Below are 12,699 nucleotides of genomic sequence, written 5' to 3' on the forward strand. Positions count from 1 at the left end.
CTGCCAAATGTATCCGGCGAACCGGCCGGATTTCTTCATCAAAAAGGAGTCTTTGGCTTTTCATTTTAGTCGTAAATATAAATACATTATAAATGTATATTTATAAATTTTGATTTAGAGTGGTTATAATAAAGTATCTTATTATAACCGTCTCCGTTTTTTCGCGCAAATAAGCCAAAAAATGGTATGATAGATCTATGATTTCAGAGGATCTTCTCTCTCCTCTGATACGAGACCGGAGGTGCGATTCATGTCAGAACTGAACGAAAAAAACACTGTAAAAAAAAGAGTGAACGATCCGCTTCAGGAACAGATTATTCTTCCGAAATCCGCTTCACCGGACACCATACGGCTTCTCCTGATCGCACCCTATGCGAATCTGGTGCATGTCTTCGATGATGCGCTCTATGACCGCCCGAATATGCTACTAACCGCGCTGGAGGCAGATTCTGTTCAGGTGCGCGAGACGATCCGCACCATCTCCATCGACCAGTATGACGTTATCATTTCCCGCGGAAAAACGGCGGAAGTCCTGCAGTCTCTGATCCCCAACCGACGGATCATCGATGTCGGCGTATCTCTCTACGACGTACTCCGTACGCTTCGCCGCACTTCAGGCCGACACGAAAAGATCTGTGTCATCGGCTTTCACAATATTATCCACTATACGGCTCTGCTGCGGGGATTTTTTGATGAAACACCGGATGTCTTCACCGTCAGCGATTCGGAAGAACTCCCGCGACGCCTGAATGAGATCCGGAATGCCGGATATACGCTCGTTCTCGGAGATCTGAGGACGCACAATTACGCCAGTATTATGGGAATGCGCAGTATTCTGATTGAAACCGGTGAAGAGACCGTCAACCATCTTCTTGACTTCGTAGAAGACTTTTTCGAAACCAGCCGTGATCTTCTCCGCTTCAACCGCTTTTTCCTTGATATTATCCATACTGCACCATCTCCGCTTGCCGTATGTGATCACACCGGCTCCATGATTTACCGGTCCGAAGCCTTTACCCCGGAGATGGAAACTCTTCTCCGGAACATGTCACAGCTCGTCACAGAAAACGGAGAGGCAAAACGCACCACCATGGTCGCCGGAAAACCTTTTCACATATCCGGAAGACTTATGCAATCCGAAGATTACCCGGACTGCAGCCTCTTTCTCATCCGCGCGATCTCTCCGGAACAGTATGTTCCCGAACCGGCCAAAAAAAATACGCCGGTGATCTCTCTGGAGGGGTCTCTCCATGACATCACCCGGCGTATTATTCTGGAAGTTTTGAATGAAGAAAGGGGAAATCAGGCGGCTGCGTCCCGGCGGCTGAATATCAGCCGAACAACGCTTCGGAAATATGTGGATGAATCCGAATCCTGATGTTTAATTCGCTGCAGCGGTCTCTGCTGCAGGATTTGCGCCGTCCGGTCCTTTCTCGCCTTTTCCGGCGCCATTCGGTTTGGACGGCGGGGTCTGACCGTCAAACTTCGGTCCGGATCCGCTCCCATCGCCATCCGGTTTCGATGGCAGGGTCTGACCGTCAGCCTTCTGAGAGGATCCTTTTTCACTGCCGTTCGACCTGAACAGCGGGGCCTGCCGGTCGGATTTCTGAGAGGATTCGTTCTTTTTGTCCTTTGACGCACCATTCGGCTTTTCTCCCGGTTTTCCGTCCGGTTTACCGTTGCTGCTGTCTGAAGCGGCGGAAGTGCCCTTATAAGCCTCTACAGCGGTTCCTGCAGAAGCGGTGCCCTCCGTATACTCTTTGCCGTTAATATAGAGCTTATGGCCATTCAGATCGATGGCATCCACATCACAGGTCAGGGAACTGATGTAGGAATCCGCGCTCAGTGTCCATGTCGAATCATCGTCGATCTCCACATAGACGCCGCCGGCCTCTCCGTCTGTATTGATCGCGCCATGATAGGCGGATCCATCGCTCAGATACAGGTTCAGAGTGGAAATGGCGTCGACCGTCGTTAGGCCTTCCATTTTCTGGTTCACTGCCTGAAACGTAACCTGACCGCCGTTTGAGCCTTCATTTCCCCATCCTGCCTTTTCAACTCTCAGGAAATCATCGTTTGCATAGGTGAGCGCAACATCGGTAAGACTGATTTCCGCTACCGTATTGTTGACATAGAACATACCGCCGTTCTTGTTCGTTATGGAGCCTCCGCTCATGGTGAAGGACGCAACACCTTCATCCGCATCGCCGGACATGGACTGATACAGCATTACCGCCTGGTACTGATCCGATTTGTCGCTATTTTTCTGTGTGTGATTCGAGGTCAGATCAACATTTTCCAGCTCGACAGAATTTTTTCCTTCTACAACAACACCCTGGGAGGTGTTTGCCTTCAGTTTTGCATCCTTTACCGTAATATCCGCAGTGGAATAAATGGCCGGAGAGCCCATACCACTCGTCTCATAGGTTCCTCCGTTTACGGTAACCGTACCGCCGCCGCGGTCGGAACGGATCGCCGCGGAAGACCGTCCCTGCGTCGTTACCGTAAGGTTGGATGCCTTCATGGTTCCGCCGCCGGTTGTCATAAGACCGCCGGAGCAGTTGGAGCTGGTATTGATCGTGGAATCCGAAATGTCCACGGTTGTTCCCTCACCATAGGAAAATACACCATTTGCATGTGTTCCGTCGGTATGAATGTCGGCATTGGTGATTTTCAGAGTTGCGCCGTTCTGTGCGAGAACCGCCGCATTTTCGCCGTAAAAATCAGCCTCATCCCCCTCCGAATCACCGGTCTTGCTGACTGTAATATTATTGTATTCCGCCGTCGTACCGTCTTCTAAAATTGCATGTCCGCCGTCCTCGGCATTCGTGTACTCTTTCTTTTCCGCCGCAGTAGTCGATGCCGCCGTGGTCACCTCAGCTACTCCCGCATTGCTGCACGCCGTAACGGTTCCTGCTGCCAGTCCCGCTGCGGTCATAAGCACTAACACATTTTTTCTCATCGATCTTCCTCCATCTTCAGATTCTTTTTCATGTTTTCTCAAACCCCGTATCTCAGCCGCCTGTCGGAAACGATAAATCAAGTTTAAATGTCCATGTTCTGACTTGATTTCCTGTGGCGATGGCTCCCGGTTCGGCAATCAACATTCAAAAAAAAATGAACGCGTTTTGCTGTTTTGATAAACAGAGCCGGATTGCTGTTCTGTTTGATGAATCCGAGTATATCGATGATGTGTGTTAGAAAATTGTTTATTTTGTGTTTATTTTATGAACTGTTTTCGTTGGTTTTTGCTTTGCGCCACCTCTGGTCACCGTAAAATGACATTTACCAGACAGCGGTACGGCTAATGTTTCACGTGAAACATCCGTTATTCTTTTTTACTCTGTCGGTAGTAGCAGGAACCTCCGCAGCCGGTCGGAAAAAGCTCCCTCTTCATCCGCCGGATATATTCCGGCTCATTCGAAGCATCTTTCAGAATCTCCAATGCTCTTTTTACCGCCCGGATATCGCGGATCGTATTCTCTGTGTAATTTCCTCTGGATACAATCTTGAGAACATTTACGCCGATATCCCGCAGCTCCCATAGCGCACAGAGTCCGCAGCCGCCCGCACCGATGACATTGTCCTCCGGATCCTGAAGTTCCTCCGAGTTCTGAATCTCTTCCGGGTTCCGCATCTCTTCCGGGTTCCACTTCTCCTTCGGGTTCCGCATCCCTTTCACAGTGCCTTCGAAACCGTCCTCAAAGGTAAGGTGCTCCTTTCTTCCGATGTTTCCGTTCTCCATCCGGTACGGAATCCGACATGCCGGAGCAAATTCATCGCAGTGAAGTGTATTGCAGTAACAGCCGCTGAACTCACACATTTCATTCAGCAAAAAGGCTTCAAATTCCATCGTTGTGTTTTTCGAATCCGCCTCATTTTTTCCGGAAATGCCGGGAAATCTGCTGATTCTTCCTGTATCGCAGATACTTTTCTCCGGCCGATTCCGGATCATCACTTCCATATCCGAAAGAGAACATTTTCTCTGAAAAATGATTCTGGAAATGCCGGCTTTCCGCGCATCCGCGATCACATACCGGTTGATCTCTCCCGTCTCCCCGCTCAGATGAAGGTGAATTCTTGTCCGGTCAAACGGGGACAGATTCCGGTTCAGATAACCGATCAGGCCCGGATCCGCCACAATAAAGGAATCAAAGCCGATGTCCGCGCACCGGATCATCGTCTCCATAATGACCGGATATCCGTCCGGGTCATAACAGGGCGAATTCATCGTGACTGTCACCGGAACACCGAGTGCATTCCGCATATCCGCCAGAATCTCCATCTCCGACCAGGATCCGGCCTGAACATTGACATACCGGACTTCCCGCCGGTTCATCGGCTGGTCCGTCCCTTCCTGTTTCATCCAAACGTCAGGAATGTATCCGCAGAATACCTCATCCGCGCCGGCGCGCACAAAATCCGGATAATCATCGATGGATCCGAGACCGACGGTAATTTTCATGGATGAATTGATGTTCTTTGTCATAATCCCGTCTCCTCCGTAATCTTTCCGCATAAATGCGGTGAAATTGCAGGCAGACCGAATCCTACAGAAAATTCAGTACGATCCGGTCTGCTCCCTGTCTCACAAAATCCCTGATCCGATCAACGCTTTCCATCGCCTCATAATCCAATCCGAACAGCGAATTGAACCGCCCGACCATATGAAGATCATCCGGATAGAGAAATGTCTCCGACCTGCAGTAACCGGGGCAGCGCTCCGCTTCCTCCTGCCGTCCTCTCTTCCCGTTATGACACATCGCGTAGGTTGTGCACCAGGTGGATGTGTTCATCTGATAATACGGAAAATACACCGTAATGTTTCCCCTCTGCGTCTTTTCTCCGCTATTTTTCGGAAGATCTGGCACATAGCCGCAGGTTTCAAACGAAAGCCGGTCCACGCCGGCTTCCTGTAATTCCCTTAAAAATGCTCCGTCATTCACCGTTGTTCTGTGGATTTTCCACCGCTCCGGCTCCTTTTTCCACAAAAGCCGGGGGTCTTTCCGCCTCCGAATGGGGATAACACCGTAAGTGATGTGGAAAAGCCGGGTTTCTCCGCTTTCCCGAAGCATGGACAGCATACCGGCATCATTGACCACAATTTCCGGACATCCATCGGCGTTTTCTCTATTCCGCTCATCGTCATTTGATATCCCGGTCTGTTGTCCGGTGTTCATCCGGTCCGCTTCTCTCTTTTCGCTCCATGCATCTTCATTCCGATGATTTCCGATATACCGGCTCCTCTGCAGGTCCGCAGCCGGCCATCTCTTCAGTTCTTCCAGCCGTTCCCGATAGATCGGGATCATATGCTCGCTCATCGTGCTGAATACATAGACGATCGTTTTCCGATCCCGATCTGCCCGCTTCCGAAGCTTCTGCAATGTGGCGGAATCCGGATATAGATGGGGGCAGAAGGAATTGCCGACATAGAGATAGCGGCATTTTTCCGCCAGCAAGTCCGATAACTCTCGATGGAACGGATTCTTCTTCTCCCCCGGCGCCCTTTCCGGCACACGATTCCGACAGTACCACTCGACAAATTCGTTCCATGATTCCGAATCCCGGTATGCCTCCCAGAGTGCCGGTTCAGCGAGCGCGAAGCCGATTTCGCAGTTCGTGGCCAGAATCTCCCGGATTCCGTCGGCTTTCTTCAGCCCTTCCGCCCATGCCGCCTTCTGCAAAGCAAATGTCTTCGAAATCTTCGTCTCATCCACCGGATATCCGGTAAGTGCCCGCGCCGTCTCTGCATCCGTCTCCTCGAGTCTCAGCCTGATATAAGACCCGTACTCCTTCAGAAGCCGGGTTGCCTCCATCCGGTACACCGGATCGGATGTTTCAAACCGGTATTCCGTCCAGAATTCTTTCACCGCAGTCTTCATGATGCGGTATTCTGCAACAGATACCTCGCGGAAAATATCGAATTCCTGAGAATTCTCCGGTGAACTTTTCCGCGGCTCATTTACCTGCGGCTCATTCATCCGGTTTTTCTGCAATCCTTCCTGCGACCCTTCTGTCCGGTTTTCCTGCAGTCCTTTCCGCGGCTCATTCGTCCGGTTTTCCTGCAGTCCTTCCTGCGACCCTTCTGTCCGGTTTTCCTGAAGTCCTTCCCACGGCTCATTCGTCCGGTTTTCCTGCAGTCCTTCCTGCGACCCTTCCTGTCGATAAAAGATCAGTTTTGCAGGAAAATGCTGCATTTTTCCAACCTCTCCGTCCCGCTTCCTGCTCAGACGAAACGAAAAATAGTCCGGGCTCATTTCCAGCGCCCGGACTTCCAGTTCTCCGTTATTCTGATTTTGAAAATGACAGCAGAAAATCTGGCTCGGAATCATTTTTTCTCACTCCTTTTGAAGCAAATTCGTGCTCCACTATCATGAGAATACCATAATTCTGTGCCGATCGAAACCGTTTCTCCGCATAGGCCCGCAAAAAGCCTGCCGTTCTCCTGTGCAAAAAAAACTTCTTACGCACCGCAGACAATATCCCGAATCACATCCGACACATGTTCCATCCGCGTAAGCCGTTCAGCGTTGTCACCGGAAAAGAACAGGCCGTTCTCCCAATCACCCTTTACCGCCGCAATCAGCGCCTGTGTAATGCAGTACGGCGTCGTCTTCGGATCACAGGTTTTAATGCACCGGCTGCATTTTACCGGCGGTTTTCTTCCGTCTTTTTCCACCAGTTCAAGAAGCGGCGACATCACGGCTCTTCCCGGCATTCCGACCGGACTCTTGATAATCCGGAGATCACCTCTTCCGCTCCGGATCAGGGCGTCTTTATATTTCTGATCCGCATCACACTCGTATGTCCCGATAAAGCGGGTTGCGGCCTGCACACCGTCTGCGCCGGCTCCGGTCTCTCTCAGAAAATCCTCGTGATCCCAGACACCTCCGGCGGAAAAGACCGGAATGCGGCAGCCTTTTTTCTCTTCATATGCGGTCAGAACTTCCCGGACTGCCGGGACAATCGCCGTATTCTCCTCACAGCTTCCGTTTAAAAGATCCTCTTTTTTAAAGCCCAGATGACCGCCGGCCTTATATCCCTCGACAACCACAAAATCCGGATACCGGCCGTAATTGCGCTCCCATGATTTGAGAATAACCTTGGCAGCCCGCGCAGACGATACGATCGGCGCGATCAGCGGTCCGTTCTCCGGAACAAATGCCGGCAGTTCCAGCGGCAGTCCCGCGCCGGAGATCACGGCATCAATTCCCTCGTCCACCGCCGCACGGACTGATTCCTCAAACTGCGTCGTTGCAACCATCGCATTGATCGCAATCAGCCCTTTTTTCTCTCCCCGGATTTCCTTCGCTTTCCGAATCTCCTTTCGAAGACCGCGGATGTTCGCCTCAAACGGATTGCGGTCAAAATCCGGCTCCAGATAGCCGGAATCCGCTGTGCTGATACAGCCCATCGCGCCTTCCCTGGCGACGGCTCCCGCCAACCCGCCAAGAGAAACACCGACGCCCATTCCCCCCTGAATCAGTGGAATTTCCAGATTGATACCGCGAATCAACATATTCGTTCAGCCTCCAAAATGCGATTTACGCACGATTCCTCGCCGTGATCGCGTCCTTTCCCAAATGAATTTCATTTAAAATATTTTAACTACTTTTTGTATTATACTCATCAGGGCTATTGTGTCAATGTTTTGCGGTTATCTTTATTTCATTATGTAGTCTTTTATACCATGTATGCTTTTTGGTCTGCCTCCATCCTGCTCCATCACGGATCCTCGCGGAGCACTTCCCTATGACATAAAAAACGCCTGCCCGATTTTCTCAGACAGACGCTTTTCTGTATCTTTTTATTCAACTGACATTTCCCGATGACATCTTTTTACATTTAAGACTTTCCATCAGTAATGAATCACATCCTGTGCTCCGCGAATTGCCTCAAGCACGGGCTTTGCATCCTCACTCTTTACATAATCGAGTGTTGTCTTCGGAAGCAGTCTCTCCAGCGACTGAACGTCACTGCTTTTCAGCGCACTTCTGACATCCGATGCACTGATCACCTCATCCGTTTCGGAGTTCCTGAGTCTGGGAATCTCCACACATCGAAGCCCCAGTTTCGGCAGTTCTTCATGCATGATCTCATTGTAGATTCCCGTCACCTGACTTCGCGGTTCCTCTCCGACAAATCGCTCGGTAATCCCGAGTTCCTCCGCGATATGACCGAAAATATTCAGGTCCAGCAGCGCGTGTCCGCGGATAACATCCTCTCCGCTCTTCTGGAAATAGCTGGGAAATGTCGCATTGCTGATGATATACGGTCCGCTCTCGTGATAGATGAGATTCGAAAGATCCCGGCTTCCCTCCATCACCAGTTTTTTCCGCACATGGAATGGAAAGAGGCTGGCATCCTCACTGACCACAAACACATGTACCAGATCATGGTCTTTGGATGCCGTTTCCAGAAGATGCCGGTGTCCGAGGGTAAACGGGTTCGCATTCATGACGACCGCCGCAATCTTCTTTGTCTTTTCGTCCTGCTTTTCGTCCGATTTATCTTCCCGTTTTTTCTCCGTTTTTTCGTCCGTATCTTCCTTCGCCCATCCGGCAAATTCTCCTCCTTTTTCCGTGAGCTGCGCTTCCGTCTCGGAGCGAAGCTGTTTCAGATAAGAAGAAAATCCATCTCTGCGGTTCTCCATAAACACAAGGTGTCCCTCTATCCGGGCAATCTCATAAAATCCCATCGTGGCAAAGAATTTCGCCGTATCGCATTTGGTATACAAAAACAGATGCATCATTCCTCGCTCCATCTGTTTCTGTACCAGATGAGTCACGATCTCATTCATCAGTGCCTCTCCCTGATGATCGCTGCTCACTGCCATGCAGCGAAGCGTATTCATAAAAAGACTTCCTGTCGCAATGACATTCATATCTTCATCATACATGGCACAGGTGTAATCCAGATTGGCATCCAGACGGATTCCCTCTTTTTCCAGAAGCGCTTTTACCGCTGCCCGGCTGTAAGAATCACTTGCTGTGACCTCTCCGATTGAGTATTCTGACATGGTTCCTCCAAATTGATTCTTTCTTTTTGATTTTTTCTTCATTCTTTCTTTGATTCGCAGCGTTGATTCTAACACAGATTATGCGTGCATGCCATTTTTTTCTTCCGTGCATCTGTCTGCTTAAAATGTTTCACGTGAAACATTTTGGTTCTCTTTTTCCTGTCACAGCGGAACAGAACGAAATCCACCTTTGTCATTTTGCAGCATCCGCAGATCGATTTATTTATTTTTCTCATGCGTTGATGTTTTTTTGCTGATTTTCTGAAAACTATTGTATTTCTTTAAATCAAGGTGTACTATTGACCAAAAATAAATTCAGGGGAGCTTGTATGGACAGGCTGAGAGGAAGGAAACACCTTCGACCCTTATACCTGATGTGGATAATGCCGCCGTAGGAAACACTTTCGCTCTGTTACAGGAGGATACCGCAAAAGGTATCCTCCTGTTTTTGCTGCAAAAGACCGGCAGGCGGCTGTCATGCTTGCATGAACCGACATTTTCCGGCCGTAAGAACATGGGGCACTGAGGGGAAACCCGCGAAATATCGCGGAAACTGTGTTTTCGAGCTTAGCGGATCTGCCGTTTTGCTCATCCTTTGAGAAAGGAGGAAACGTAATCCACATCTGTGGCGGACTGAGGGGGAGCGCCCTGAGTCTTGTAGATCAGCGATGGGAAGCCGTGTTCCGGCGTGAGAGGATGCCATAAAGCATCGACCGAACTTCCATGCAGTTATTGCCAAATCACTGCGCCACGAGGAATCGCCGCTGAAACAGACGTTTCCATAATCAGCGCGAGGTGCCAAACATAAAAGACTTTGACCCGTTGTTCGCGTAAATCAAAGGAGAAAAAGAATGAATAAGACAAATACCAGAAAATTAGCGATTGCAGGTGTATTCTGCGCCGTTGCGGTTGTCGGGAGCCTCTTTTCGTTCCCGGTTTTCGGGAGCAAATGTTCCCCGGTTCAGCACATGGTCAACATTCTGTGTGCGGTGTTACTCGGCCCCGTCTATGGAGTATGTGCCGCATTTGCCGCCTCCCTGATCCGGAATTTTCTTGGTCTCGGAAGTCTCCTGGCATTTCCCGGCAGCATGTTCGGCGCACTGGTGTGCGGTGTCATCTATGCCAAAACGAAAAAAACCGGCGAGACACTGGCCGGTGAAGTATTCGGCACCGCCGTTTTGGGCGGCCTGTGCGCATACCCGATCGCCGTTTTATTTATGGGGCAGAGCGCAGCCGGTCTTGCATTTTATGCATTTGTCCTGCCGTTTTTCATCTCCACGGCAGGAGGAGCCGCAATCTCCGCGGTTTTGATCTGCAGCCTGAAACATGCCGGCATTCTCCATACCATGCAGGAGACACTTGACCGGCCATGAGTTAATATGACAACCGGTTTAAAATGCATAAAACCGCAAAACGATGCGAGATAAGGCCATTGATATCTCTGTTTCCAAACGGCAGAGTATGAACAGCCAAAACGAAAACACAGAATTACCACAACGAAATCCGATGAAAGGCCCGCGGCGCCAAATGCGTCCCGGGCTTATCACAAGCGACAGATTGGGAGCACCACCTTCTGCCGCTATAGAAAACGATGCTGAAACAACGAAAGGAGAAAAATGATCATGAAAACAGCATTGACCATTGCAGGAAGTGACTGCAGCGGAGGCGCCGGTATTCAGGCAGATATCAAAACCATGACAATGAATGGTGTCTATGCCATGAGTGCCATTACGGCCTTAACCGCACAAAACACAACCGGTGTGAGAGCCATTCAGGAATCCACACCTGATTTTTTGAAACAGCAGATTGACGCGGTATTCGAAGACATTTATCCCGATGCCGTAAAAATCGGCATGGTGTCGTCCAGCGAACTGATCTGTGTGATTGCAGATCGGCTGCGGCATTATGACGCCAGAAACATCGTTGTGGATCCGGTTATGGTAGCAACCTCCGGTTCTTCTCTGCTGAAGACGGATGCGGTTATGACCATGACCGAAAAACTGCTGCCCGTCGCGGCCCTTGTCACGCCGAATATTCCCGAAGCCGAAGTTCTCTCCGGGATGACCATTCACACAAAGGACGATATGCTGGCGGCAGCCCGGAAAATCGGAGAAAGCTGTTCTTGCGCCGTTCTTCTCAAAGGCGGTCACAGCATCAATGATGCAAATGATCTGCTCTATACCGACGGCAAACTGATCTGGTTTGAGGGAAAACGAATTGATAATCCCAACACCCATGGAACCGGATGTACGCTCTCCAGTGCCATTGCCGCCAATCTTGCCAAAGGCTTTTCGCTTGCGGACTCGGTACAAAGAGCAAAGGATTATATCTCCGGTGCACTGGCAGCCATGCTGAATCTGGGAGCCGGTTCCGGACCGATGAACCATGCATTTGACCTCACAGGTGAATTCGCAAAGGAGGGAAAATAGATGGAAGAGAAACGCACATCGGTTTTTGAGAACGGCTTAATCTGGTTCGGCGCTGCCGTTTCCATCGCGGAGATCATCACCGGAACGTATTTGGCTCCCCTTGGTTTTACCAAGGGACTCCTTGCCATTCTGATCGGTCATGTCATCGGATGCATCATGCTTTTTCTTGCCGGTCTGATCGGCGGAAGCATGCGAAAAAGCGCAATGGAAACCGCAAAGATGAGCTTCGGAACGGAAGGTGCCCTGCTCTTTTCCGTTCTGAATATCCTTCAGCTTGCCGGCTGGACAGCAATCATGATTTTTGACGGAGCCCTCGCGGTAAATGGGATCTTTCCCATCGGAAACTGGATATGGTGTACGGTCATCGGCGCACTGATTATTCTCTGGATTCTGATCGGAATCAAGAATCTCGGCAAGGTGAATACCGCCGCCATGACCGCACTCTTCCTTCTGACCATTGTGCTTTGCTTCGTCATTTTTCAAAACAGCAGTGTCCCGAACGTCAGCGGCGAAGATATGACCTTTGGTGCGGCGGTCGAGCTTTCCGTTGCCATGCCGCTGTCCTGGCTTCCGCTGATCAGCGATTATACCCGTGAGGCTCAAAAGCCGGCTGCAGCAACTGCCGTCAGTGCGGTTACCTATGGGCTCGTGAGCTGCTGGATGTATGTGATCGGCATGGGTGCTGCGATTTTCACAGCTGAATCCGACGTGGCACAGATCATGATGAAAGCGGGGCTCGGCATCGCGGGGCTATTGATCATCGTATTCTCCACCGTTACCACAACCTTTCTGGATGCCTACTCTGCCGGTGTGTCCAGTGAATCGCTTCCCGGAAAAATCAACGGAAAAGCCGTTGCCATCGCCGTCACAGTGATCGGTACTCTGGGCGCAATATTTCTTCCGCTTTATGATATCACCGAATTCCTCTATTTCATCGGATCGGTATTTGCTCCGATGATTGCGATCCAGATTGCGGATTTCTTTATTTTAAAAAAGAGAGACGAGCACCGCTCCTTCAACCTTCCGAATCTGTTTTTATGGCTGATCGGTTTTATCCTGTATCGCATTCTGATGCGGGTGGATATTGTTGTCGGAAATACGCTTCCGGACATGGTCATCACCATCCTGCTCTGTGCCGCCGTCAATCTCATGATAAACAGACGGAACGAAAATATTCCGTCTCAAACAGGCTCTCAGACGCGATATTTTTCCTCTTAACCGGACAAATCCACCCCTTAGGCAATAAAATCG

9 protein-coding genes and 1 riboswitch are annotated in these 12,699 nt (G+C 50.2%); of the genes, 4 read left to right on the forward strand and 5 right to left on the reverse strand.

Going from position 1 to position 12,699, the window contains the following annotated elements; translation table 11 throughout:
* Positions 1-250 precede the first annotated feature (250 nt).
* Positions 251-1,378 (forward strand): PrpR N-terminal domain-containing protein, encoded by a 1,128-nt coding sequence (locus BR86_RS0105605; protein WP_031472004.1) that lies wholly within the window; start codon positions 251-253, stop codon positions 1,376-1,378.
* A 3-nt stretch (positions 1,379-1,381) separates the two neighbouring features.
* On the opposite strand, the gene BR86_RS15135 is transcribed toward BR86_RS0105605, so the two are convergent.
* The 5 genes from BR86_RS15135 to BR86_RS0105630 all read right to left on the reverse strand — a co-directional run bounded on the left by BR86_RS15135 (position 1,382) and on the right by BR86_RS0105630 (position 9,019).
* A complete protein-coding gene (locus BR86_RS15135; RefSeq protein WP_051684610.1) occupies positions 1,382-2,962 on the reverse strand; it encodes a hypothetical protein in 1,581 nt (526 codons plus the stop codon).
* Between the two features lie 366 nt (positions 2,963-3,328).
* Positions 3,329-4,489: a U32 family peptidase gene (locus tag BR86_RS0105615; protein ID WP_051684611.1), complete on the reverse strand. Its 1,161-nt coding sequence runs from the start codon at positions 4,487-4,489 to the stop codon at positions 3,329-3,331.
* A gap of 61 nt (positions 4,490-4,550) precedes the next feature.
* Entirely contained in the window at positions 4,551-6,332 is a 1,782-nt protein-coding gene (locus tag BR86_RS0105620; RefSeq protein WP_031472007.1) for a hypothetical protein, read from the reverse strand.
* Between the two features lie 131 nt (positions 6,333-6,463).
* Complete coding sequence (locus BR86_RS0105625; protein ID WP_031472008.1) at positions 6,464-7,519, reverse strand: NAD(P)H-dependent flavin oxidoreductase; 1,056 nt, start codon at positions 7,517-7,519, stop codon at positions 6,464-6,466.
* Between the two features lie 339 nt (positions 7,520-7,858).
* Positions 7,859-9,019 carry a [citrate (pro-3S)-lyase] ligase gene (locus BR86_RS0105630; RefSeq protein WP_031472009.1) on the reverse strand — a complete coding sequence of 387 codons (1,161 nt, stop codon included), beginning with the start codon at positions 9,017-9,019 and terminating at the stop codon, positions 7,859-7,861.
* 307 nt (positions 9,020-9,326) lie between these two features.
* A riboswitch (TPP riboswitch) is annotated at positions 9,327-9,434 on the forward strand.
* 436 nt (positions 9,435-9,870) lie between these two features.
* On the opposite strand from BR86_RS0105630, the gene thiW reads away from it, so the two are divergent.
* The 3 genes from thiW to cytX all read left to right on the forward strand — a co-directional run bounded on the left by thiW (position 9,871) and on the right by cytX (position 12,666).
* Positions 9,871-10,392 (forward strand): energy coupling factor transporter S component ThiW, encoded by a 522-nt coding sequence (thiW, locus tag BR86_RS0105640; protein ID WP_031472011.1) that lies wholly within the window; start codon positions 9,871-9,873, stop codon positions 10,390-10,392.
* A gap of 249 nt (positions 10,393-10,641) precedes the next feature.
* Positions 10,642-11,448, forward strand: coding sequence for a bifunctional hydroxymethylpyrimidine kinase/phosphomethylpyrimidine kinase (thiD, locus tag BR86_RS0105645; RefSeq protein WP_031472013.1), 807 nt, complete (start codon positions 10,642-10,644; stop codon positions 11,446-11,448).
* Positions 11,449-12,666: a putative hydroxymethylpyrimidine transporter CytX gene (gene cytX / locus BR86_RS0105650; protein ID WP_031472015.1), complete on the forward strand. Its 1,218-nt coding sequence runs from the start codon at positions 11,449-11,451 to the stop codon at positions 12,664-12,666.
* Positions 12,667-12,699 lie beyond the last annotated feature (33 nt).

Origin of the sequence: [Clostridium] aminophilum DSM 10710 (genome assembly GCF_000711825.1) — a bacterium.
Classification (GTDB): Bacteria; Bacillota; Clostridia; order Lachnospirales; family Lachnospiraceae; genus Clostridium_R; species Clostridium_R aminophilum.

Excerpts from the sequence above, each read along its gene's own strand:
- BR86_RS0105605 (WP_031472004.1), top strand. The coding sequence starts at position 251 with ATGTCAGAACTGAACGAAAAAAACACTGTAAAAAAAAGAGTGAACGAT.
- BR86_RS15135 (WP_051684610.1), bottom strand. The coding sequence starts at position 2,962 with ATGAGAAAAAATGTGTTAGTGCTTATGACCGCAGCGGGACTGGCAGCA.
- BR86_RS0105615 (WP_051684611.1), bottom strand. The coding sequence starts at position 4,489 with ATGACAAAGAACATCAATTCATCCATGAAAATTACCGTCGGTCTCGGA.
- BR86_RS0105620 (WP_031472007.1), bottom strand. The coding sequence starts at position 6,332 with ATGATTCCGAGCCAGATTTTCTGCTGTCATTTTCAAAATCAGAATAAC.
- BR86_RS0105625 (WP_031472008.1), bottom strand. The coding sequence starts at position 7,519 with ATGTTGATTCGCGGTATCAATCTGGAAATTCCACTGATTCAGGGGGGA.
- BR86_RS0105630 (WP_031472009.1), bottom strand. The coding sequence starts at position 9,019 with ATGTCAGAATACTCAATCGGAGAGGTCACAGCAAGTGATTCTTACAGC.
- thiW (WP_031472011.1), top strand. The coding sequence starts at position 9,871 with ATGAATAAGACAAATACCAGAAAATTAGCGATTGCAGGTGTATTCTGC.
- thiD (WP_031472013.1), top strand. The coding sequence starts at position 10,642 with ATGAAAACAGCATTGACCATTGCAGGAAGTGACTGCAGCGGAGGCGCC.
- cytX (WP_031472015.1), top strand. The coding sequence starts at position 11,449 with ATGGAAGAGAAACGCACATCGGTTTTTGAGAACGGCTTAATCTGGTTC.